The organism is Bombilactobacillus bombi (genome assembly GCF_003522965.1).
GTDB classification, from domain to species: domain Bacteria; phylum Bacillota; class Bacilli; order Lactobacillales; family Lactobacillaceae; genus Bombilactobacillus; species Bombilactobacillus bombi.
Genome location: NZ_CP031513.1, coordinates 837,391 through 857,270, shown reverse-complemented (window position 1 = coordinate 857,270; position 19,880 = coordinate 837,391). Strand labels below are relative to the sequence as shown.

Genomic DNA, 19,880 nt, shown 5'->3' with positions numbered 1-19,880 from the left:
GAATAAAAAATTTGACTTTGGAATAGTATTTATTAAAGTTAAAAACTATCTAAAATTCATTATATTAACGGGAGTATAACAAACTTAATGGAATTTGAAAAAAATAAATTAATCTCGGATGTTCTTGAAGTTTTTCGACAATATCCAGAACGTAAATATACAGCTCAACAAATTACAGATTTTCTTCGTCTGCATGGAACGACAGCGTATAATCGGGTTTTAAAAGCCTTAGCTGTGTTAGAAGGCGAAGATAAAATTGCTGTCAATAATAATAATCAATTTAAGTTAGCCCCAATTAATCAGACTGTAACAGGAAATTTTCGGGCTAATGATCGGGGATTCGGCTTTGTGCGCTATGATGAAGAGGAGCCGGATATTTTTATTGCAAAACCTAATACTCTACATGCAATTAATGATGATGAAGTAGAAGTTAAAATTATAAAACCAGCTAATCCTTGGGGCGATAATGGAGCCGAAGGTAAGATTACTAAAATCATTGACCATGGTGTGAAACAGCTAGTGGGTGAATTCATGCCTTATAGCGATGTTCAAGCCCAAAAAACAGGATTAATTGGTTATGTTCACAGCTATGAAAAAAAATTAGCCAACAATCCGGTATTTATTAAAAGTAATGGTCTTGTGCCGCAAATGGGAGATATGGTGCAAGTAGAGATTGAATCTTATCCGAATGATCAATTTCCACGGAGTATGATGGGAATTGCTTTGAAGACTTTAGGCAATAAAAATGCCCCTGGCGTAGATGAAATGACAATTGTTTATCAAAATGATGTCAAAGATGAGTTTCCACCAGAAGTGCTCCAAGAAGCGCAAACCATTCCGGATAAGTTACAGCCTCAAGACTGGCAAGGTCGGCGCGACAATACTAAACAACAAGTTGTCACAATTGATGGTGATGATTCCAAAGACTTTGATGATGCTGTTACTGTTTGGAAATTAGAGAATGGCAATTATCATTTAGGGGTGCATATTGCTGATGTGACCCACTATGTTAAACCTGATAGTTGGTTAGATAAAGAAGCTTATGAACGGGGCACAAGTACCTATTTAGTTGACCGTGTGATTCCAATGCTGCCATTTCGCTTGTCCAATGGAATTTGTTCCCTAAATCCAGGAGAAGATCGGTGTACATTAACTTGTGACATGGAGATTAATGCTGATGGAAAAGTTGTGCACCATGAAATTTATCCAAGTGTGATTCGTTCTCATGCACGTTTAACCTATAATAATGTCAATAAAATCTTAGACGGCGATGAGCAATTACGTACAAAATATCAAGAGTTAGTACCAATGTTAGAAGAAATGGCACAATTGCATGATATTCTCTTTAATATGCGTCACCAACGAGGTGCCATTGATTTTGAAGAAACTGAAGCTCAAATTATTGTTGATGAGAATGGTAAACCACTCGATATTAAATTACGTGAACGCGGAACTTCAGAAAAAATGATTGAGTCATTTATGTTGGCAGCAAATGAAACTGTTGCAGAACATTATAATAAAATGCACGTGCCTTTCTTGTATCGAGTTCATGAACAGCCAGATGGCGATAAAGTAAAAAACTTTTTTGAAATTGCTAGTTCTTTTGGTTTATCTGTTCCAGGTAATGCCAATGATGTTACTCCTAAAATGTTTCAAACAGTTTTAGAAAAAGTTGCCGGTAAGCCTCAAGAAACGGTTATTACAACTATGTTATTGCGTAGCTTGCAACAGGCTAAATATTCGCCTGATCCTCTAGGACATTTTGGCTTGGCAGCAACTTATTATACACATTTCACTTCGCCCATTAGACGTTATCCTGACTTAATGGTTCATCGGATGATTCATAGTTATGCAGATGAGGGAACAGAATTACCAATTCAAGATAAATGGGATGAACAATTACCTGAGGTTGCAGTGAATACTTCAGCTTGTGAACGGAAATCGATTGATGTAGAACGAGCTGTTGATGATCTGAAAAAAGCAGAATTTATGATGGATAAAGTTGGTCAAGAATATGATGGAGTCATTAATTCTGTGATGAGCTTTGGAATGTTTGTTTCTTTAGAAAACACAGTTGAAGGTCTAGTGCATATATCCAATATGTTAGATGATTATTATGAATATCACGAAAAAGAATTATCCCTGGTAGGCAAGAGTACCCATAAAACCTATACAATGGGTGACCCTATTAAGGTACGCTTAATTCGAGCTGATGCCCAACAACGCCAAGTAGATTTTGAACCGGTGCTCACTGCAGAAGAACAAGAACGTGCTGACGCAGAAAAACAAAGACGCCAAGAAGCTAAACGTAGTTTTTCCAATCGACGTCGACAAAATAGTAATACTGATCATAAACACAAATATTCAGGTAATCGAAGCAATAAATATGAGCGTAAATCATAATTTCGCTTGAAGAAGGTGATTGTGTTGAAAAAACACCCCCAAAAACCGGCTAATGTGATGGCTACTAACAAAAAAGCGCGCCATAATTATAATATTTTGGACACATATGAAGCGGGAATGGCTTTAACAGGCACAGAGATTAAATCAATTCGAGCTGGAAGAATTAATATTAAAGACGGTTTTGCGCAAATTCATAATGGCGAATTGTTACTCTCCAATGTGCATATTAGTCCATATGATCAAGGAAATCAGTTCAATCATGATCCTTTACGTAATCGTAAGTTGCTTCTACACAAAAAAGAGATTAAAAAAATAGCAAATCAAATTCAGAAAAAAGGAATTACAATTGTCCCTTTAAAGGTCTATCTGAAACATGGTTTTGCTAAAGTTTTGATAGGAGTAGCTGAAGGTAAAAAACTTTATGACAAGCGGGAAACTTTGAAACGGCGCGATCAAGAACGTGAAATTCGCCGCAATTTAAAGAACGTTTTGCATTAAGTAATAAATACGTGAGGACGATTTTAATGACAACAGTGGCGACAACTGCTTATTTAATACAAAAATTACGTGAATTATTATCTCAGCCGCAAGGCTGTAATTTAACTATTAAAGAATTAACTGCTTATAGTGCTATGAGCCGTAGTACAATTTATCGTAATTTTCCTGCGGGGATGCAAGATTTGTGTCTTGAAATGTTGCGTCAAGATTTGCAGAGATTACTACAGCAAAAATTAAATAGTTGGCCGCAACTAATTGATTACAGTATTAGTTATATTGTTCATCATCGTATTTGTTGTCTTAATGTATATCAATTATTGGTTAATCAAAAACAACAATTTTATTTATTAGAAATGCTAAAGCAATTTTTGTTGACCTATATTGATAAACAAGATTATGGTCCTTATTTTAAGATATTCCTTAATAAGTATCCATATGAATTGGATTTTATGGTAGCTGGGATATTGTATAATTTGATGGATTGGTTTGATTCGCAATTACAAGCAAAGCCTGAAGTTATTATTAAAAAATTAAATTGTGGGCTTGAAATGTTTTTATTCCACTTCAATAATGATACAATGCAATAAAAAGTTCCCAAAGCGGGACATATTTGCTAAAATGTGGCTTTATTTTTAATTATTTTACTGTTATTATTTAAATTGTCATCAGGAAAGCTTGATGATAATAAAAACATCAACAAACGATAACATTAAAGCCGGTAACGGCTTTTTTGTTTTGGTCTAATTATCAAACTAAAAATTTGTCTTTAAATAGATTCTATATTAGAGTATCTATTATATTTGAATAATTTTAGTAAAGGTGGATTATGATTAGACAAGCGCAAAAAAAAGATGCTTCAATAGTTTTTAAGATTTTAGAACCAATTTTTATCGATATGGAGTTAAAGACAATGCAAAAGCATCCTCAGCAAATTAAAAGTTTGCTAGAAGATGCTTTTGATAAGCCGGGAACGCATTATAATTATCAAAATACGCTTGTGGCTGAGATTGATCAACAAGTAGTAGGGGTGTTAGTGGGATATCCTGCAGAAATGGAAGCACAAATTGATGAATACTATCAATCTGTCGCCCAAGAATATGGTTTAGGAGCCAATTTTGAGCTTTTTCCTGATAAAGAGAGTTTACCTGGAGAATGGTATTTAGACTGTTTAGCGGTGGCACCCAACTATCAAGGAAAGGGTATTGCTACGCAACTCATTCAAGCAATCCCCCAGTTCTTTGATGCTTCTGTCTTGGGTTTAAATGTAGATTTTACAAATAACAAAGCTTCAAAGCTTTATCAACATTTGGGATTTGAGATTGTAGGTGAAATGCCAATTGGTAGTCATCAATATTATCATATGCAAAAAAAGTTATGATTTTTTATTATGAAAATTAGCGTTTGTTGAAATGCATATCGATATTTCTTTTTAAGCTAACTTTCATTTGTTGACCTTTTAAGCGCTCAATAGAGCGCTTATTTTTAGTATTACGACTAGTTTGATTAAGAACTGCCGCCAATAAAATGCCAATTTTAGGTTCAGCTGTGTCTTCAATATTGAGCAAGTAGCCTTCATGTCCATTTTTAAAATAAATATTATCAACCGTCATTATTAATTTATGATGAAAATTATGGACAATATAATTATTTTCAAAAAGGTTACCCTTAATAATCCAATGCAAACTAGGTGCTATCATTAGTTGATGGCGTGAATTACTGACATGATAAACATTGGTAATTGCTTGTGAACCAATTGTTATTTTAAAGTTAGGCCAATTACTAGAAGATATTTGTTTAATCTGACCAATAACATCTTGACTAATGCCTAATAAATTATAGCTAGTTTTCCAGTGGGGCTGGGTTCTTATTAAATAATAAAGCTGTTCTTGTTTAACATTTGTAACCTCAATAACTCCCGGAATATTAGCAGCATTAAATTGCATATAAAAAATCAATTATTTTTACCATTCCTCTCCATGGTGCGGTTCAATTTAATAGCATGCCAAATGGCCTGAGCGACTCCATTATGATTATTATCACTAGTTTGATATTGAGCAATTTCTTTAATTGGTTCAATAGCGTTATCCATAGCCACTCCGATTCCTGCTGCTAAAATCATTGATTGATCATTCAGATTATCACCAATGGCCATGACTTCTTGCATTTGTATACCTTGTTCAGCAGCAAATTTAGTTAGAGCAATTCCTTTTTGAGCTTTTTGGCTATTAATTTCAATATTGTTAGGTGATGATGAGGTAACAATGATATCATCTAAATTCTGTAATTCTTGGCGAGCATCGCTGAAATCTTGTGCATTTTTTCCTTTAAATGTTAAAATTTTCATCACTTCAGTTTGCGGATTTTTTAAAAGGGGAGCAAAATTATTGACGTAAGTAATATTCATTAATTCACTGCGAGATGTTGCTCGTGCGACTGCCATCTTATACAATAGAGTTGGATTTAATTTTTTTAAAAAGTAAGCTGTGTTTTGAATTCGTTGGATTCTACTGGTAGAATAGATACCGTCAGTGGTTACGATTTCATAATAAAGGTGATGTTGCGCAAGAATATTTAAACTAGCAGTTAAAGCTTCGTTAGTAATAGGCAGTTTAACAACTGGTTGCAGTTGTTGATTATAAACTAGGGCACCATTGAGGGTGATAAAATCGGGACGTTGATTTAATTCTTGTACTAAAGGTGCAGCTTCAGATAAACCTCGACCGGTGGCAACGACGAATTTAATGTGTGCACGATGAGCAGCTTCAATAGCTGCAATATTGTCTTGCGATACAATTGATTTATTATTTAATAAGGTGCCATCCATATCAGAAGCAATTAATTTAATCACGAGTAAATCTCCTCTCAACTTTATATTGAAATTTTAACATAAGTAGGGTGAGTATTGAGTTGAAACAATTAATAAAAAATGATTGGCAAGATATTTTAGGACCGGAATTTGACAAGGATTATTATCGGCAGTTACATCAGTTTTTAAAATCTGAATATCAAACACAGACCATTTATCCAGACATGTATCATATCTTTCAAGCTTTTGAATGGACATCGTTTAAAGATACGAAAGTAGTAATTTTAGGTCAAGATCCTTATCATGGCCCACATCAAGCGCATGGTTTGAGTTTTTCCGTTTTGCCGGGTAATAAGGTGCCACCTTCTTTACAAAATATTTATAAAGAATTACAAGCTGATTTGGGCATTACACCAGTTAACCATGGATATTTGAAAAGTTGGGCGGATCAAGGCGTTTTGCTATTAAATTCAGTTTTGACAGTTCGCAAGGGTCAAGCGTTTTCTCATCAAGGTAAAGGCTGGGAAAAATTAACAGATAAGGCCATTAGTGAACTTTCTAAAAAGGGACACGTTGTCTTTATACTTTGGGGAAAGGCTGCAAAGTCAAAATCAGTCTTAATTGATACCGCTCAAAATACAATTATTAGTTCTACTCATCCAAGCCCTTTTTCAGCCAATTATGGTTTCTTTGGTTCCCGTCCCTTTTCTCAGACTAATGATGCGTTAGAGAAATATGGTGAAACACCAATTAACTGGCAGCTGCCAGAAGAAGTAAAAGAAAATTAGGAGGCATTATAATGGAATTATTTGAATCATTAAAACAAAAAATTGATGGTAAAAACTTACGAATTGTGTTTCCAGAAGCAACAGATGCTCGAATTTTAAAGGCGGCAGCTCGTTTACATCAAGAAAAAATTTTGGAGCCGGTATTTTTAGGTAATCCAAAGCAAGTTCAAGCAGCAGCTCAAAGTGCAACTGTTGATATATCCGATATTACTATTTTAGATCCTGATAATTACTCCGAGTTTGCTCAGATGGTGTCTGCGTTTGTTGAACGTCGTCACGGTAAAAATACGGCTGAACAAGCACAACAGATGTTACGCGATCCTAATTATTTCGGTACAATGTTAGTCTATTTAGATCAAGTAGATGGGATGGTTTCCGGAGCTATTCATCCTACAGGTGATACAGTACGTCCTGCGTTACAAATCATTAAAGTTAAACCTGGTTTAACCAGAACTAGCGGTGCTTTCATCATGCAAAAAGACGATCAACGTTATTTGTTCGCTGATTGTGCAATAAATATTAATCCTAGTGCACAAGAATTAGCTGAAATTGCGGTAACATCTGCTAAAACGGCGCAGTTATTTGATATTGATTCTAAAGTTGCTATGTTGAGTTTTTCTACTAAGGGATCTGCTAAAGGTGATGAGGTCACTAAAGTTGCTGAAGCAACCAAATTAGCTCATGAGATGGATTCAGAAGTAGTTTTAGATGGTGAATTACAATTTGATGCTGCTTTTGTACCAACAGTTGCACAACAAAAGGCACCAGATTCTCAAGTGGCTGGTCAAGCTACTGTCTTTGTTTTCCCAGAGTTACAATCAGGTAATATTGGTTACAAGATTGCACAACGTTTTGGTGGTTTTGAAGCAATCGGACCTATTCTTCAAGGATTAAATAAACCAGTATCTGATTTATCACGGGGATGCAACGAAGAAGATGTTTACAAGTTAGCTTTAATTACAGCTGCCCAAGCATTGCAAAATTAAAGATGAAATATATAACTAACAATTATCTTGAAACTGTGGCTTGTGGACAAAAGTTAGGTAAATTGTTACAACCACAAGATTTAATTTTGTTAGATGGCGACTTAGGTGCTGGCAAAACTACATTGACACAAGGAATTGCTCGCGGATTAGATATCACTCGTCCAGTTAAAAGTCCCACTTTTACTTTGATTAGAGAATATCAAACTGGAAGGATTCCTTTATATCATATGGATATGTATCGCTTGGAGAATTCTTCAGCTGATGAATTGGGTTTGAATGAATATTTCAATGGTGATGGGGTAGTGATTATTGAATGGTCCCAATTTATTGCTGAGCAATTGCCATCAACTTATTTGCGGATTAAAATTACGCGTCAAACTGCACTTCAGCGTCAATTAGAATTTCAAGCACTTGGTCAACACTATCACCATTTGTTAAATAGTCTATTTCAAGACTTTGATAAAAAGTAATTAAAAAAGATGACCTAAGAAATAATTTTGGTCATCTTTTTAATTGGTTCCTCACCAAATTGCGCAGCAGTTTTAATTAGAATTTCTGCACAAGCAATGGTATCATCAAGAGCGTGGTGGTGATGATGGAGAGGTATTTTTAACAAACTGGCAACAGTGTTCAATTTATGATTAGGCATTTCGGGATATAATTTACGGGAAGTCCGCACAGTATCTATTGCGTAATAAGATGGCGCTTGTAAATTAAACATTGCCATTGTCTGGCGTAAAACTCGAATATCAAAGTTAGCATTGTGGGCTGCAACAATATTATCCAAAGTAAAAAGATCTTGGATATGAGGCCAAATTTGATCAAATGTAGGAGCTTTTTCCACATCTGCTGGTCGAATATGATGAATTGCAATATTACGATAATTAAAGTCTTGAAGAGGATTAATCAACGTATAAAAAGTATCCGTGATTTGATTGTTTTCGACTAAAGCTAACGCTAATGAACAAGCGCTGGAACCACGACCATTAGCAGTTTCAAAATCCATTGCCACAAAATTCATAATTTTACTTCCTTAGTGAATTATTCTGAATTTTCATTATATACTATATTTGGTACCAATGATAAATATTAACTTTGTTCATATTAAAGTTAAGAGGTTAAATTTGAAATGATAAAAAAATTACAAGATTTACCAATTGAAATTAAACTTAATGAGCCTTTAAGTAACTATACGTACACCAAAACTGGTGGACCAGCGGATTTTTTGGCTTTTCCGACTAATCGACAAGAATTAAAATTATTATTAAAAACAGCAAGCAATTTAGGTTATCCAGTAACGACTTTAGGCAATTCCAGCAACTTAATTATTAAAGATGGGGGCATTCGTGGTTTAGTAATTATGTTGCCCAAGTTTAAACAAATAAAAGTTGATAATCAACAAATTACTGCTGAAGCAGGAGCAGCAATTATTGATGTAACTAAAGTAGCTTGTCAAGCCAGCTTGACTGGCTTAGAATTTGCGGCAGGAATTCCGGGAAGTGTTGGAGGAGCAGCATTTATGAACGCGGGTGCTTACGGTGGAGAAATGGCAAATGTCATTCATAGTATTGATCAAATTTTACCCGATGGGCGCGAAGTAGTTTTATCAGGGGCTGACTTACATTTTTCTTATCGGCATAGTGTCGTCCAAGAAAATCATGGTATCGTAGTATCAGTGACCTTTGCTTTACAAAAAGGACAACAATCCCAAATTCAAGCTAAAATGGATGAATTAAATGCATTACGCCGTTCTAAACAGCCGTTAGAATATCCATCATGTGGTAGTGTCTTCAAACGTCCTGAAGGCCATTTTACAGGGCCTTTAATTATTCAAGCAGGATTACAAGGCAAAACGATTGGTGGCGCTCAGGTGTCTATGAAGCATGCTGGCTTTATCATTAATATCGGTAATGCCACCGCGACAGATTATTTGAACTTAATTCATTTAATTCAAAAAACCGTTAAGGAAAAATTTGCAGTCCAGCTCGAAACTGAAGTGCGAATTATTGGTGAAGATTAAAAGTTAAGGAAGAATATATGCAAAATATTATCAGTCATTTATTTACTTTAAGTACTTTGACTAACATAATTGACATCTTATTTGTCTGGTATTTAATTTATAAATTATTAATGTTAATACGAGGCACTAAAGCTATTCAACTGCTTAAGGGATTATCAATTATAATTATTATTAAATTAATAAGTTGGTTTTTAAATCTACGGACAGTTGCATATTTGACAGATCAAGTTTTTAATTGGGCAGTCATTGTTATTATTATTATTTTTGCACCGGAAATTCGACGAGGATTAGAAAAGTTAGGACGAATGCCATTTTTCTTTCCTGTGAAAAATGAGCAAAAAGATATTGCTGACAACTTAATCAATGCGTTAGATAAAGCTATTGAATATATGTCTAAACGTCGTATAGGCGCTTTAATTACGATTCAAATGGATACAGGGTTGGAAGATTATGTCGAAACCGGTATCAAACTAAATGCTGATGTCACTGGTGAATTGTTAATAAATGTCTTTATTCCTAACACTCCGTTGCATGATGGTGCTGTTATTATTAATAAAAATAAAATTGAGGTTGCAGCAGCTTATTTGCCGTTATCAGAAAGCAATGCCATTCCGAAGAAATTAGGAACGAGACATCGTGCAGCAGTAGGAATTAGTGAAGTAACCGACGCTTTAACAGTAGTAGTTTCTGAAGAAACTGGCGGGGTAATGATTACACATAAAAATCATATGATGCTGGATTTAAGTCGTGATGATTATTTGAATTATTTACGAGCTCAACTAGAACCACGTGTTGAAAAAAATAAATCCTTTTTTGGTAGTCTTATCCCACGTAGTAAAAAGGGGGCTAACAAATGAATAAATGGCGTCATTTTACTAATTCTAAATACTTTTATATGATTTTATCACTAGCAGTTGCCATCTGGATTTATATTAGTGTTTCGGCCCCAGGGTTGGGAAGTACCCGGAGTGCCGCTAATTCTAACAATGTGGCAGTGGCAGAAAAAAGTGCAACAATCACCATGAATTTACAGGTAAATGTTGATACTAATAGTTTTTTTGTCACAGGTTATCCTAAGCAAGTTGAAGTCAAAATCCAAGGACCAGCAGCTCTAGTAACTGCTACTAAAAATACGCAAAATTTTACTACGTATATTGATTTACGTCAATTAGGAGTTGGGAAACACCGCGTACGTATTCGACAAAATGGTTTAAATCGCGAATTAAAATATACAATTAAGCCACATTATGTCGATATAGACATTGAACCACGGATGGAAAAAGTTTTTCCTATTCAAACTGCATATAATTCAGGTGGTGTAGCACAAGGATACGAAGTAGGGGATGTTTCTGTTAATCCACAGATAGTTCAGGTTGTAGGAGCCCGTTCAGAAGTCCAGCGTGTTAGTCAAATAGTAGCTCGTGCTAATTTACCTAAAAATTCCACTACAGATTTTCATCAAGAAGTACTTTTACAAGCATTAGATGCCCAGGGGCATACATTATCAGTTTTAATGTCACCTCAAACAACTAATGTTAAAATACCAATTTCTTTACCAAAAAAGAAAGTTCCCTTAAGGTTTACTCAAACTGGAGCTTCTGACAAGGAATATAATCTTTCTTCAGAGGTTAATGAAGTGACAATTTTTGCCCGTAAATCGGTTTTAGACAAGACAAATGAAATTGTAGTTCCAATTGACGTCACTAAGTTGGGAAAGAAGAATTATGAAATAATAACACTTAATCAAATAAAATCTGATATTATAGATTCAAACCCACGCACAATTAAAGTTTATGCCCGGCGAGGTAATTCTGATAACCAGGTTAATTCTAACGTAGGCGAAATTGGTGGGAGCAATTAAAGAATCGATTAAATACTAAATATAAAAAGTAAGTTAAGAGGTTAAAAAATGGTTAAATATTTTGGAACTGATGGTGTTCGTGGTGTAGCAAATAAAGAATTAACTCCAGAACTAGCTTTTAAGCTGGGTAGAGCTGGTGGTTATGTATTATCAGAACAAAAGGATAATGATGACGATCGAGCAACAGTTTTGGTAGCCCGCGATACTCGCAAATCAGGACAAATGTTAGAAATGGCTTTAATTTCTGGATTATTATCTGTGGGGATAGAAGTGTTAGATTTAGGAGTTATTACAACTCCAGCAGTTGCTTATCTGGTTAAGGTTCAAGATGCTGATGCTGGAATCATGATTTCAGCTTCACATAATCCTGCTAGTGATAATGGTATTAAATTTTTTGGATCTGACGGCTATAAACTGAAAGATGCAACCGAAGCTGAAATTGAACATTTTTTGGATCAGGAAGTTGATAGCTTACCGCGACCAGCAGCTGAAGGTTTAGGCACATTGGAAAGTTATAAAGAAGGTTCCTTAAAGTATTTAGAATTTTTACGGCAAAGCATTTCTGATGATTTATCAGGGATGAAAATTGTATTAGATGGAGCCAATGGTTCTACTAGCAAATTACTTACCAAACTTTACGCAGATTTAAATGTTGAATTTACAACAATTGCTACTAATCCTGATGGAATTAATATTAATGACGGTGTAGGCTCAACACATCCAGATAAATTAGCTCGTGAAGTTGTTGCTCAAGAAGCACAAGCTGGTTTAGCCTTTGATGGTGATGGGGATCGTTGTATTGCTGTTGATGAGAAAGGCAATATTGTTGATGGCGATAAAATTATGTATATTTTAGGAAAATATTTTAAAGATCATGGCCGCTTAAAGAAAGATACTATTGTGACTACTGTTATGAGTAATTTGGGACTTTATAAGGCAATTGAAGCTGCCGATATGAAATCTGTTCAAACCGCCGTTGGCGATCGGCATGTTGCTGAAGAAATTGTTCAAAATGGTTACAATTTGGGAGGCGAGCAATCTGGACATATTATTATTTTCGATGTGCATAATACAGGTGATGGTATGTTAACAGGGATTCAATTATTAAATGTAATGAAACAAACTGGTAAAAAACTCTCAGAATTGGCAGCACCTGTAAAAACTTATCCACAAAAGTTAGTTAATATTAAAGTCACAGATAAAGAAAATTGGAAGAACTATCCTGCTATTCAAGAAGCTATTGATACAGTTGAAAAAGAGATGAATGGTGACGGTCGCGTTTTAGTTCGTCCTAGTGGAACAGAACCATTATTACGCGTAATGGTAGAAGCAGCCAGTGAAGAAAAAGCTAATCAATACACTGAACAAATCGCCCAAGTAGTACAAGCAAAAATGGGATTATAGTTTAAAATAAGTATATCAAATAAAGCCAACAACGGATTATTCCTATTGTTGGCTTTATTTGGTTTTATCATGATGGTGCTGTGACTTCTTTTTGAGATGCTGCTTAATGTTTTTATTTAGTAGTGAAGACTCAGATGAAACAGCTTTATCTTGCGTATCTGTTTGTGCTTGTTGAACAAAATGTGACGGTCGATAATGTTTCACATTAGTTAATACTCCGGGATGTTTTTGTGCTTTCGGTAAATTCTTATTTTTATGCGAGTAAGCCCAATTAACTAATTTCGATAATAAGAAAAATATTACTAATATAACTACGATTAATTCCATCCATCCACCGGCTAACATTATTTGGGCTCCGATGATTGATAATCATCAGTAAAATTATTATCTTGCTTTAGTGCTTGGGCTATTAACGCTGTTTGACCGTAATTGCTGCTGTCATCATTAGGGACCACAACAACATTAGCAGCTGATTCTGCCAACTTACTATAGGCATTGATAGATTGATTTTTAAAATATTTATCATCTGCATGAGTCAAACCAGCTTGCACAGTATCAATTCGATAACGTTCAGCATCAGCACGAGTACGAGTAGCTTGAGCTTGGGCTTTGGCCGTAGCCATTAAAGCGTTGTTTTTGGCTTCGTTGGTCAGGCGAATAGATTCTGCTTCTCCTTCAGCTTGCGCAATAGTAGCAATGCGTTGGCGATCTGCTGTTAATTGTTTATCCATAGCCCGTTGAATTTCTTCAGAAGGAAGTAATTCGTCAATATTGATACGATCTACATTAATACCATAAGTATTAGTTAAATCTCCGATAGCAATAGATAAATCAGCATTAATTTTGGCAGTAGAACCTAAAGCATCATTAAGTTCCATACGACCGATGATATCGCGTAAGTGGCCCCGGACTAATTGTGCCATTGATTCTACGGAATCGGTATTATTGTATTCATATTTAACTGCATCAGTTACATGATAATTCAAGGTAATTGAAGTTGATACTTCTGCGTTGTCTTTAGTAATTATGGAATAATGGGGTAATTCTATCGGCTGCATTGCCAGACTTACTATACGTATATGTTGAACTAATGGAATATAAAAATGCAAACCAGATTCAACACTATGTTTATATTTGCCAAAAGATTCTACCAAACCTTGACAATTTTGGGATACTACTTTAATTCCAAAGGGCATAATATAATTTACCTCATTTCTTAATTGCTCTTATAGTGAGAATATTGCCTGTGGCAGCAATGACAACATAGGCCGTATCTGCAATAATAGAATCGTTATTTTCAGTGAGATAACGATAATAAATTCCATTGACCTTAACTAGTCCGCTGTCACTCAGGATTTGCTCTGGAGGAACTATTTGGTTGATTACCAATTGATTTTCAATCGAAGGTGTATTAGCGCCGTTTAAAGCTTGTTGGACACTGTGGACTACCATTTGATTAATACTGGTATGTTGAGATTGTGCTACTTGTTTTAATTGCTGATAAATTTCATTAGGAAAACGAATTGTTGTCATGATAGATGTCACAGCATTACCTCCTTTGTCTTATAATATCACATTGATATTACGAGATAAATAAAATTAAGCATTTTATGGTTAATAATTAAGGCTAGTTAAATATTATTACATTCGACATTATCTGATATCAAGGTATACCAATTTTATATATTTGTTGACAAATTTTCTTAAGATTGTTAACATTTCAGTTGTTAAGTTCGATTTGCTTATAACGATAAGGACTATACCAATTTTAGGAGAGATATTTATGTGTGGAATTGTAGGTGTGGTTGGTAATCCCAATACAACCGAAATTTTGTTATCTGGATTAAAAAAGCTAGAATATCGTGGTTATGACTCAGCTGGCATTTATGTTAATAACCAAGAAGGTCATGATGCTTTAATCAAGAGAACTGGAAAAATTGTTAATTTACAAAATTCTATTACTAATGCTGATCAAGGTTTGTCCGGTATTGGGCATACGCGCTGGGCAACACATGGAGAACCAAGTCAGAGTAATGCTCATCCTCATTTTTCTCAGGATCGTCGTTTTTATTTGGTTCATAATGGTGTGATTACTAATTTTGCGGAATTAAAACAAGAATATTTGCGAGATGTTCCATTTCAAAGTGATACTGATACGGAAGTTGTAGTCCAATTAATTGCTTATTTTGCTTCAACTGAACACTTAAATGCACAACAAGCCTTGCAAAAAACACTTCAACTTTTAGAAGGATCATATGCGTTTGCTTTAATGGATCGGCAAGAACCGGATAAACTTTTTATTGCTAAAAATAAAAGCCCTTTATTAATAGGTTTGGCAAAAGGCTTTAATGTTATTTGTTCTGACGCTTTAGCAATGTTAGATCAAACTAACACTTTCATGGAAATACATGATGGTGAATTAGGCGTTTTAACTAAAGATCACATTCAATTATTTAATTTGGAAGGACAAACTATTGAACGCCAATCTTACAAAGTAGAAATGGATGCTGATGATGTTTCCAAGGGTACTTATGATAATTACATGTTAAAAGAAATTGATGAACAACCAGCTGTTTTGCGCCGCATTAGTGAACATTATTATCATAATGAACAAGCTAGCATTAGTTCTCAATTGTTAACAGCGTTACAACAAGCTGATCGATTATATATTGTGGCGGCTGGAACAAGTTATCATGCTGGTTTAGTTGGTAAGCAATTATTCGAAGATTTAGCAGATGTACCTGTAGAAGTACAATTAGCCAGTGAATTTGGTCATCATTTGCCTAAATTATCAGCAAAACCATTTTTTGTTTTCTTAAGCCAAAGTGGGGAAACAGCAGATAGTCGTCAGGTTTTAGATAAAGTTCGTCAATTAGATTGTCCAACTCTAACTGTGACTAATGTCGCAAATTCGACCTTAGCACGTGAAGCTGATTTTGCTTTGCCTTTATGTGCTGGTCCAGAAATTGCCGTGGCTTCTACTAAAGCTTATGTGGCCCAAATCGCTGTACAGGCAGTTATTGCTCAGTCTTTGGGTATACAAAAAGAGCTTAATGCTGCTAAAAAAATAGATATCGATAATCAATTAAGTTTAGCAGCCAATGCAATCCAAACGATTGTTGATCAAAAAGATTATTTAAAACAATTAACTCATGATTATTTTTATAATCAAATGGCAGCCTTTTTTATTGGTAGAGGTAATGGTTATGCTACTGCTTTAGAAGCTGCTTTGAAGTTGAAGGAAGTATCATATATTCACGCAGAAGGATTTGCAGCAGGAGAGTTGAAGCATGGAACAATTGCTTTGATTGAAGAGCAAACACCAGTTGTTGCTTTTGTTTTAGAGAAGAGCACTGCTGCTCATACTCGTAGTAATGTCAAAGAAGTTTTAAGTCGAGGCGCACATGCTTTAATCATTAGCAAAAAGGATTTATCAAATGCAGATGATCAAATAGTTCTAGCAGATATCGATGAACGGTTGATGCCGTTGGTAGCAATAGTGCCCGCGCAATTGTTTGCTTATTATGCAGCTGTAGAACATGGCAATGATGTTGATCAGCCACGTAATTTAGCTAAAAGTGTCACAGTAGAATAAAATAATTATTAGATTAATTTTGAGTGGAAATTCGTAGAGATAATTGACCATCTTTACGAATTTTTTTGATAAAAATTAAGTTGGACACTATCAATGTTTGAAAAAGTCAGTTTGTTACAATATTATTTTTTATTTTTGAACAAAATGGGTTATATTGGTATTATTAAAGTTAATTAGAGGGTTAATTAATGAAAAATAAAGCACAATGGTTGTCTTTAGTAGTAATAGTATTAATTATCGGAGGATTATTTATTAGTTCTTCAATGACTTATCATCAGCAAACATCAGTTCCATTTTTAAAACGTTATTTAGCCAATCAGCCTTTTTATGATTCTTTAAGCAAAATTAAATTTGTATATGCGGATAAAGAAAAATCAATCGCAGCGGTAGGTTATTTTAAGTTGGTAGAATTTTTCATCCGCAAATTTGCCCATTTTAGCATTTTTGGTTTGTTAGGAATAGCAACATTCTTATTTTTAAAAAATGAAGTTAAGCATGTTGCTTTATCTCCTTGGTTGGCTTGGTTTACTGTTACGGGCTGGGCTGGATTTGATGAATTTCACGAAATGTTAACTTCTGGACGTACACCACTTGTTCAAGATGTGATACTTGATAGTTCAGGAGCATTTTGTGGAATTTTATTAACTATAATTATCTTATTTATTTATAGTAGATTAAGCAAAAAGCATTGAAGCACAAGCAGTATTCTGATATGATAATATACGGTTTTATGTTATTCACACTAAATATAGAAAGAAGGAGTTAGCGGATGTCAGGACATTCTAAGTGGCATAATATACAAGGACGTAAAAATGCCCAAGACGCAAAACGTGGAAAGATTTTCCAAAAGCTTTCCCGTGAAATTTATATGGCAGCAAAGGGTGGTGATTCTGACCCGGCGAACAACGCGGCTCTTCGTTTGGTGATGGATAAAGCACGTGCTGCTAATATGCCTAAAGATAATATTAAACGCGCAATTGATAAAGCTTCTGGTGCTGGTGGAGCTAATTATGAAGAAATTACTTATGAAGGTTATGCACCGGGCGGAGTAGCAGTTTTAGTTAATACTTTAACTGATAATAAAAATCGGACTGCAACTTCTGTACGAGTGGCAATTACTCGTAATGGGGGTAGCATGGGATCTGCGGGTTCAGTATCTTATTTATTTGATCGTAAAGGTTATATTGTAATTGATCGCTCTACAACTGATGCAGATGAAGATCAAATGTTAGAAGATTTAATGGATGCTGGAGCCGATGACTTGCAGACATCCGATGATGCCTATGAAATTTATACAGAAGCCAAAGAATTTGCCGCTGTGCGTGATGCCTTAGAGGCTAAGGGATATAAGTTAGCCAATGCAACTTTAACGATGATTCCTAAAAATACAGTTCCGGTTCCTGAAGATAAAAAAGAACAATTTGAACATATGATTGATCAATTAGAAGACGATGATGATGTTTCTGAGGTTTTCACAGCTGCAGCTGATGAAGACTAATAAGTAAATAAAAAATCCCGAAATAATTTCGGGATTTTTTTTGTTTTTTGGGTATTTTATTATTGGAAAGGAGATGAGGAGAATGAAGCCAGAACAATATGTAAAAAGAATATTAGATTTTGCTTGTCAAAGAGATGTTTCCGATATTTTTTTCTTGCCTCAAAAAGATAAAATGATAATCAAAATGCGAGAAATTGATGGTATTCATGATTATCAGCTTTTAGAAGCCGATTTTGCGGTGGGAGTTATAAATTATTTGAAATTCACTTCTGATATGGATATTAGTGAGCATCGGCGTCCACAAGCAGGAGCGCGTAATTTTAATTTTCGAGATCAAGTAGTGAATTTACGTTTATCATCCTTAGGAAATTATTCCAATAAAGAGTCGCTTGTTATTCGCTTAATCTATCCCTTACGTCAACTCACACAAAATGAATTAAACGGACAACAGTGGCAAGATATTATGAATCAAAGAGGGCTAATTTTATTTAGCGGGCCAACAGGATCAGGAAAGACAACGGCTATGTATCAATTAACAAAAAAATATAGCCAACACAAAATTGTTTTAGCAATTGAAGATCCAGTAGAGGTTATTGAACCCGATTTTTTACAAATTCAAGTCAATAAACGTGCACAAATGAGTTACGCAGATTTGATTAGAACATCTTTGCGTCATCGCCCAGATATTTTGATTTTAGGAGAAATACGAGATGAAGAAAGTAGTGAAATGGCAATTCGAGCTGCCTTGAGTGGGCATCTGGTTATTTCAACAGTTCATGCGCGTAATAAATTTGCCGTCATTGGGCGCATGATGGAATTAGGTATTAGTCAACGAGAATTACATTCTGTTTTAAATTGTGTTATTTATCAACGTTTAATTCTTCAAACTACAGGTATCGTAAAGGCTTATCGCGACGTTTTATTAGAAGAAAATTTAAGCCAAGCGATTCAAATTCCGCAAAGTAATTATTCTGATTGGCAAACAATGTTACAAATCGATTATAAAAAGGGATTACTAGATGAACAAACGTATCAAAGATATAAAACCGGTTAAACTAAAGCTCAAACAACAAGCCACGTTTTTGCTAATTTTAGCAAAATTATTAGAAAATGGTTTTTCTATAGAAATGGCATTGGAATCTATGCGGTTGATTTTACCAGATGAAAATCCATTGCTGATCAATTTAATTCAACAATTGGATAAGGGGCAAAGTTTAGCTGACACATTAGCTCTTACAGGTTTATCAAAAACAATTCTCAGCCAAATTACTATTGCAGATATTCATGGCAATTTAATTAAATGTTTACGAGAAAATGCAGCTACTTTGACTATCCGACAAAAAAATTTACAAAAAATTTTGAATTTATTGGCGTATCCTTGTTTTTTATTAATCAGTTTAATTTCTTTAATAGTTTTTTTAAAAGTGGAAATGGCTCAACAACTACCTCATTTGGCATTGCCTACAATGTATTGGATTTTAGTTAAGATATTAGTGGGATTGATAATTTTAGGTATCATTGGGGAAATAGGATATTTAGTGCATGCCACAGAAACACAACGAGCTTTACATCAAATGCGTTGGCCGATTATTGGTAGTATGTATCGAAATTATTTTCATTATGTGATTTTGTCAGCGGTTGCAACTTTTTTAAAAAGTGGACTTTCTTTAAATGAAATCTTAGTAGCCAGTAAACAATTAACACTAGGATCAATTCAGCGGCAATTAGCTGAAAAAGTGCAACAACAAATTCTCACTGGAATATCACTTTCTCAAATTATTAAACATAATCCTTTTTTACCCACAGAAATTAATATTGCGATGAATTTAGGGCATAGTGCAAAGCAAACTGCTTTAGAATTACAGACAATAGCAGAAATCAAGCATCAGCGGTTGCAACAACAAATGCAAAAATTAATTAATCAAATTCAGCCATTGTTTTTTTTACTTGTTGCAGTCCTTATCTTAGGTACTTATTTAAGTATTTTATTACCAATTTATTCTTTGATGAAAGGAATGTAG

General features: G+C 34.6%; 22 protein-coding genes. 16 read left to right on the top strand and 6 right to left on the bottom strand.

The genetic code is table 11. The annotated features are described in order from the left end of the window. Positions 1-87: 87 nt before the first annotated feature. The 4 genes from rnr (at position 88) to DS830_RS04415 (ending at position 4,279) form a co-directional block, all read left to right on the top strand. Positions 88-2,403 carry a ribonuclease R gene (rnr, locus tag DS830_RS04430; protein WP_118908396.1) on the top strand — a complete coding sequence of 772 codons (2,316 nt, stop codon included), beginning with the start codon at positions 88-90 and terminating at the stop codon, positions 2,401-2,403. Between the two features lie 21 nt (positions 2,404-2,424). After that, entirely contained in the window at positions 2,425-2,901 is a 477-nt protein-coding gene (smpB, locus tag DS830_RS04425; protein ID WP_118902429.1) for an SsrA-binding protein SmpB, read from the top strand. Between the two features lie 26 nt (positions 2,902-2,927). Beyond that, positions 2,928-3,488: a TetR/AcrR family transcriptional regulator gene (locus DS830_RS04420; RefSeq protein WP_118908395.1), complete on the top strand. Its 561-nt coding sequence runs from the start codon at positions 2,928-2,930 to the stop codon at positions 3,486-3,488. Between the two features lie 239 nt (positions 3,489-3,727). Then, on the top strand, positions 3,728-4,279 hold the full coding sequence (locus tag DS830_RS04415) for a GNAT family N-acetyltransferase (protein WP_118908394.1): 552 nt from the start codon (positions 3,728-3,730) through the stop codon (positions 4,277-4,279). A 16-nt stretch (positions 4,280-4,295) separates the two neighbouring features. Here the strand turns inward: DS830_RS04415 and DS830_RS04410 are convergent, their stop codons facing one another. Together DS830_RS04410 and DS830_RS04405 are read right to left on the bottom strand one after the other, a co-directional pair. Next, positions 4,296-4,844: an LURP-one-related/scramblase family protein gene (locus tag DS830_RS04410; protein ID WP_118908393.1), complete on the bottom strand. Its 549-nt coding sequence runs from the start codon at positions 4,842-4,844 to the stop codon at positions 4,296-4,298. An 8-nt stretch (positions 4,845-4,852) separates the two neighbouring features. Next, positions 4,853-5,749, bottom strand: a complete 897-nt coding sequence (locus DS830_RS04405) for a Cof-type HAD-IIB family hydrolase (protein ID WP_118902413.1) — start codon at positions 5,747-5,749, stop codon at positions 4,853-4,855. A gap of 59 nt (positions 5,750-5,808) precedes the next feature. Between DS830_RS04405 and DS830_RS04400 the strand changes: the two genes are divergently transcribed. From DS830_RS04400 to tsaE, 3 genes are read left to right on the top strand one after another with little or no spacing between them, the layout of a single operon-like run. Continuing rightward, complete coding sequence (locus DS830_RS04400; RefSeq protein WP_118908392.1) at positions 5,809-6,495, top strand: uracil-DNA glycosylase; 687 nt, start codon at positions 5,809-5,811, stop codon at positions 6,493-6,495. Positions 6,496-6,506: 11 nt separating this feature from the next. Then, positions 6,507-7,481, top strand: coding sequence for a phosphate acetyltransferase (gene pta / locus DS830_RS04395; protein ID WP_118908391.1), 975 nt, complete (start codon positions 6,507-6,509; stop codon positions 7,479-7,481). Positions 7,482-7,483: 2 nt separating this feature from the next. Next, positions 7,484-7,951, top strand: coding sequence for a tRNA (adenosine(37)-N6)-threonylcarbamoyltransferase complex ATPase subunit type 1 TsaE (tsaE, locus tag DS830_RS04390; protein ID WP_118908390.1), 468 nt, complete (start codon positions 7,484-7,486; stop codon positions 7,949-7,951). 14 nt (positions 7,952-7,965) lie between these two features. Here tsaE and DS830_RS04385 read toward each other — a convergent pair whose 3' ends face one another. After that, positions 7,966-8,502, bottom strand: coding sequence for a 3'-5' exonuclease (locus DS830_RS04385; RefSeq protein WP_118908389.1), 537 nt, complete (start codon positions 8,500-8,502; stop codon positions 7,966-7,968). 108 nt (positions 8,503-8,610) lie between these two features. Between DS830_RS04385 and murB the strand changes: the two genes are divergently transcribed. The 4 genes from murB to glmM are packed head-to-tail and all read left to right on the top strand — an operon-like array spanning position 8,611 to position 12,766. Beyond that, entirely contained in the window at positions 8,611-9,501 is an 891-nt protein-coding gene (gene murB, locus DS830_RS04380) for a UDP-N-acetylmuramate dehydrogenase (protein ID WP_118908388.1), read from the top strand. A 17-nt stretch (positions 9,502-9,518) separates the two neighbouring features. Beyond that, entirely contained in the window at positions 9,519-10,358 is an 840-nt protein-coding gene (gene cdaA, locus DS830_RS04375) for a diadenylate cyclase CdaA (RefSeq protein WP_118902395.1), read from the top strand. Then, entirely contained in the window at positions 10,355-11,362 is a 1,008-nt protein-coding gene (locus tag DS830_RS04370) for a CdaR family protein (RefSeq protein WP_118908387.1), read from the top strand. The genes cdaA and DS830_RS04370 overlap by 4 nt, the downstream gene beginning before the upstream one ends. Before the next feature lie 48 nt (positions 11,363-11,410). Then, the gene (gene glmM / locus DS830_RS04365) at positions 11,411-12,766 is read left to right on the top strand and encodes a phosphoglucosamine mutase (protein ID WP_118902389.1); all 1,356 of its coding nucleotides are present in this window, start codon (positions 11,411-11,413) and stop codon (positions 12,764-12,766) included. A gap of 54 nt (positions 12,767-12,820) precedes the next feature. On the opposite strand, the gene DS830_RS04360 is transcribed toward glmM, so the two are convergent. Genes DS830_RS04360 through DS830_RS04350 form a run of 3 tightly spaced genes read right to left on the bottom strand, consistent with a single transcriptional unit; the run spans position 12,821 to position 14,311 of the window. Next, the gene (locus DS830_RS04360; RefSeq protein WP_118908386.1) at positions 12,821-13,111 is read right to left on the bottom strand and encodes a hypothetical protein; all 291 of its coding nucleotides are present in this window, start codon (positions 13,109-13,111) and stop codon (positions 12,821-12,823) included. Then, positions 13,111-13,962 carry an SPFH domain-containing protein gene (locus tag DS830_RS04355; RefSeq protein ID WP_118908385.1) on the bottom strand — a complete coding sequence of 284 codons (852 nt, stop codon included), beginning with the start codon at positions 13,960-13,962 and terminating at the stop codon, positions 13,111-13,113. The genes DS830_RS04360 and DS830_RS04355 overlap by 1 nt, the downstream gene beginning before the upstream one ends. A gap of 13 nt (positions 13,963-13,975) precedes the next feature. After that, on the bottom strand, positions 13,976-14,311 hold the full coding sequence (locus tag DS830_RS04350; RefSeq protein WP_118908384.1) for an Arc family DNA-binding protein: 336 nt from the start codon (positions 14,309-14,311) through the stop codon (positions 13,976-13,978). Positions 14,312-14,549: 238 nt separating this feature from the next. Here DS830_RS04350 and glmS point away from each other — a divergent pair, with 238 nt between their 5' ends. The 5 genes from glmS to DS830_RS04325 all read left to right on the top strand — a co-directional run bounded on the left by glmS (position 14,550) and on the right by DS830_RS04325 (position 19,880). Then, positions 14,550-16,361, top strand: a complete 1,812-nt coding sequence (glmS, locus tag DS830_RS04345; RefSeq protein WP_118908383.1) for a glutamine--fructose-6-phosphate transaminase (isomerizing) — start codon at positions 14,550-14,552, stop codon at positions 16,359-16,361. A gap of 188 nt (positions 16,362-16,549) precedes the next feature. Continuing rightward, a complete protein-coding gene (locus tag DS830_RS04340) occupies positions 16,550-17,053 on the top strand; it encodes a VanZ family protein (protein WP_118908382.1) in 504 nt (167 codons plus the stop codon). A gap of 77 nt (positions 17,054-17,130) precedes the next feature. Further along, positions 17,131-17,859, top strand: coding sequence for a YebC/PmpR family DNA-binding transcriptional regulator (locus DS830_RS04335; RefSeq protein WP_118902372.1), 729 nt, complete (start codon positions 17,131-17,133; stop codon positions 17,857-17,859). Between the two features lie 82 nt (positions 17,860-17,941). Next, the gene (comGA, locus tag DS830_RS04330) at positions 17,942-18,913 is read left to right on the top strand and encodes a competence type IV pilus ATPase ComGA (protein WP_162887518.1); all 972 of its coding nucleotides are present in this window, start codon (positions 17,942-17,944) and stop codon (positions 18,911-18,913) included. Beyond that, entirely contained in the window at positions 18,879-19,880 is a 1,002-nt protein-coding gene (locus DS830_RS04325; RefSeq protein WP_118908380.1) for a type II secretion system F family protein, read from the top strand. Before comGA ends, DS830_RS04325 begins: the two co-directional genes overlap by 35 nt.

Bases quoted from the DNA above. Each gene is read 5' to 3' on its own strand.
- rnr (WP_118908396.1), top strand. From the start codon at position 88: ATGGAATTTGAAAAAAATAAATTAATCTCGGATGTTCTTGAAGTTTTT.
- DS830_RS04420 (WP_118908395.1), top strand. From the start codon at position 2,928: ATGACAACAGTGGCGACAACTGCTTATTTAATACAAAAATTACGTGAA.
- DS830_RS04415 (WP_118908394.1), top strand. From the start codon at position 3,728: ATGATTAGACAAGCGCAAAAAAAAGATGCTTCAATAGTTTTTAAGATT.
- DS830_RS04410 (WP_118908393.1), bottom strand. From the start codon at position 4,844: ATGCAATTTAATGCTGCTAATATTCCGGGAGTTATTGAGGTTACAAAT.
- pta (WP_118908391.1), top strand. From the start codon at position 6,507: ATGGAATTATTTGAATCATTAAAACAAAAAATTGATGGTAAAAACTTA.
- tsaE (WP_118908390.1), top strand. From the start codon at position 7,484: ATGAAATATATAACTAACAATTATCTTGAAACTGTGGCTTGTGGACAA.
- DS830_RS04385 (WP_118908389.1), bottom strand. From the start codon at position 8,502: ATGAATTTTGTGGCAATGGATTTTGAAACTGCTAATGGTCGTGGTTCC.
- murB (WP_118908388.1), top strand. From the start codon at position 8,611: ATGATAAAAAAATTACAAGATTTACCAATTGAAATTAAACTTAATGAG.
- cdaA (WP_118902395.1), top strand. From the start codon at position 9,519: ATGCAAAATATTATCAGTCATTTATTTACTTTAAGTACTTTGACTAAC.
- DS830_RS04370 (WP_118908387.1), top strand. From the start codon at position 10,355: ATGAATAAATGGCGTCATTTTACTAATTCTAAATACTTTTATATGATT.
- glmM (WP_118902389.1), top strand. From the start codon at position 11,411: ATGGTTAAATATTTTGGAACTGATGGTGTTCGTGGTGTAGCAAATAAA.
- DS830_RS04360 (WP_118908386.1), bottom strand. From the start codon at position 13,111: ATGTTAGCCGGTGGATGGATGGAATTAATCGTAGTTATATTAGTAATA.
- DS830_RS04355 (WP_118908385.1), bottom strand. From the start codon at position 13,962: ATGCCCTTTGGAATTAAAGTAGTATCCCAAAATTGTCAAGGTTTGGTA.
- glmS (WP_118908383.1), top strand. From the start codon at position 14,550: ATGTGTGGAATTGTAGGTGTGGTTGGTAATCCCAATACAACCGAAATT.
- DS830_RS04340 (WP_118908382.1), top strand. From the start codon at position 16,550: ATGAAAAATAAAGCACAATGGTTGTCTTTAGTAGTAATAGTATTAATT.
- DS830_RS04335 (WP_118902372.1), top strand. From the start codon at position 17,131: ATGTCAGGACATTCTAAGTGGCATAATATACAAGGACGTAAAAATGCC.
- comGA (WP_162887518.1), top strand. From the start codon at position 17,942: ATGAAGCCAGAACAATATGTAAAAAGAATATTAGATTTTGCTTGTCAA.
- DS830_RS04325 (WP_118908380.1), top strand. From the start codon at position 18,879: ATGAACAAACGTATCAAAGATATAAAACCGGTTAAACTAAAGCTCAAA.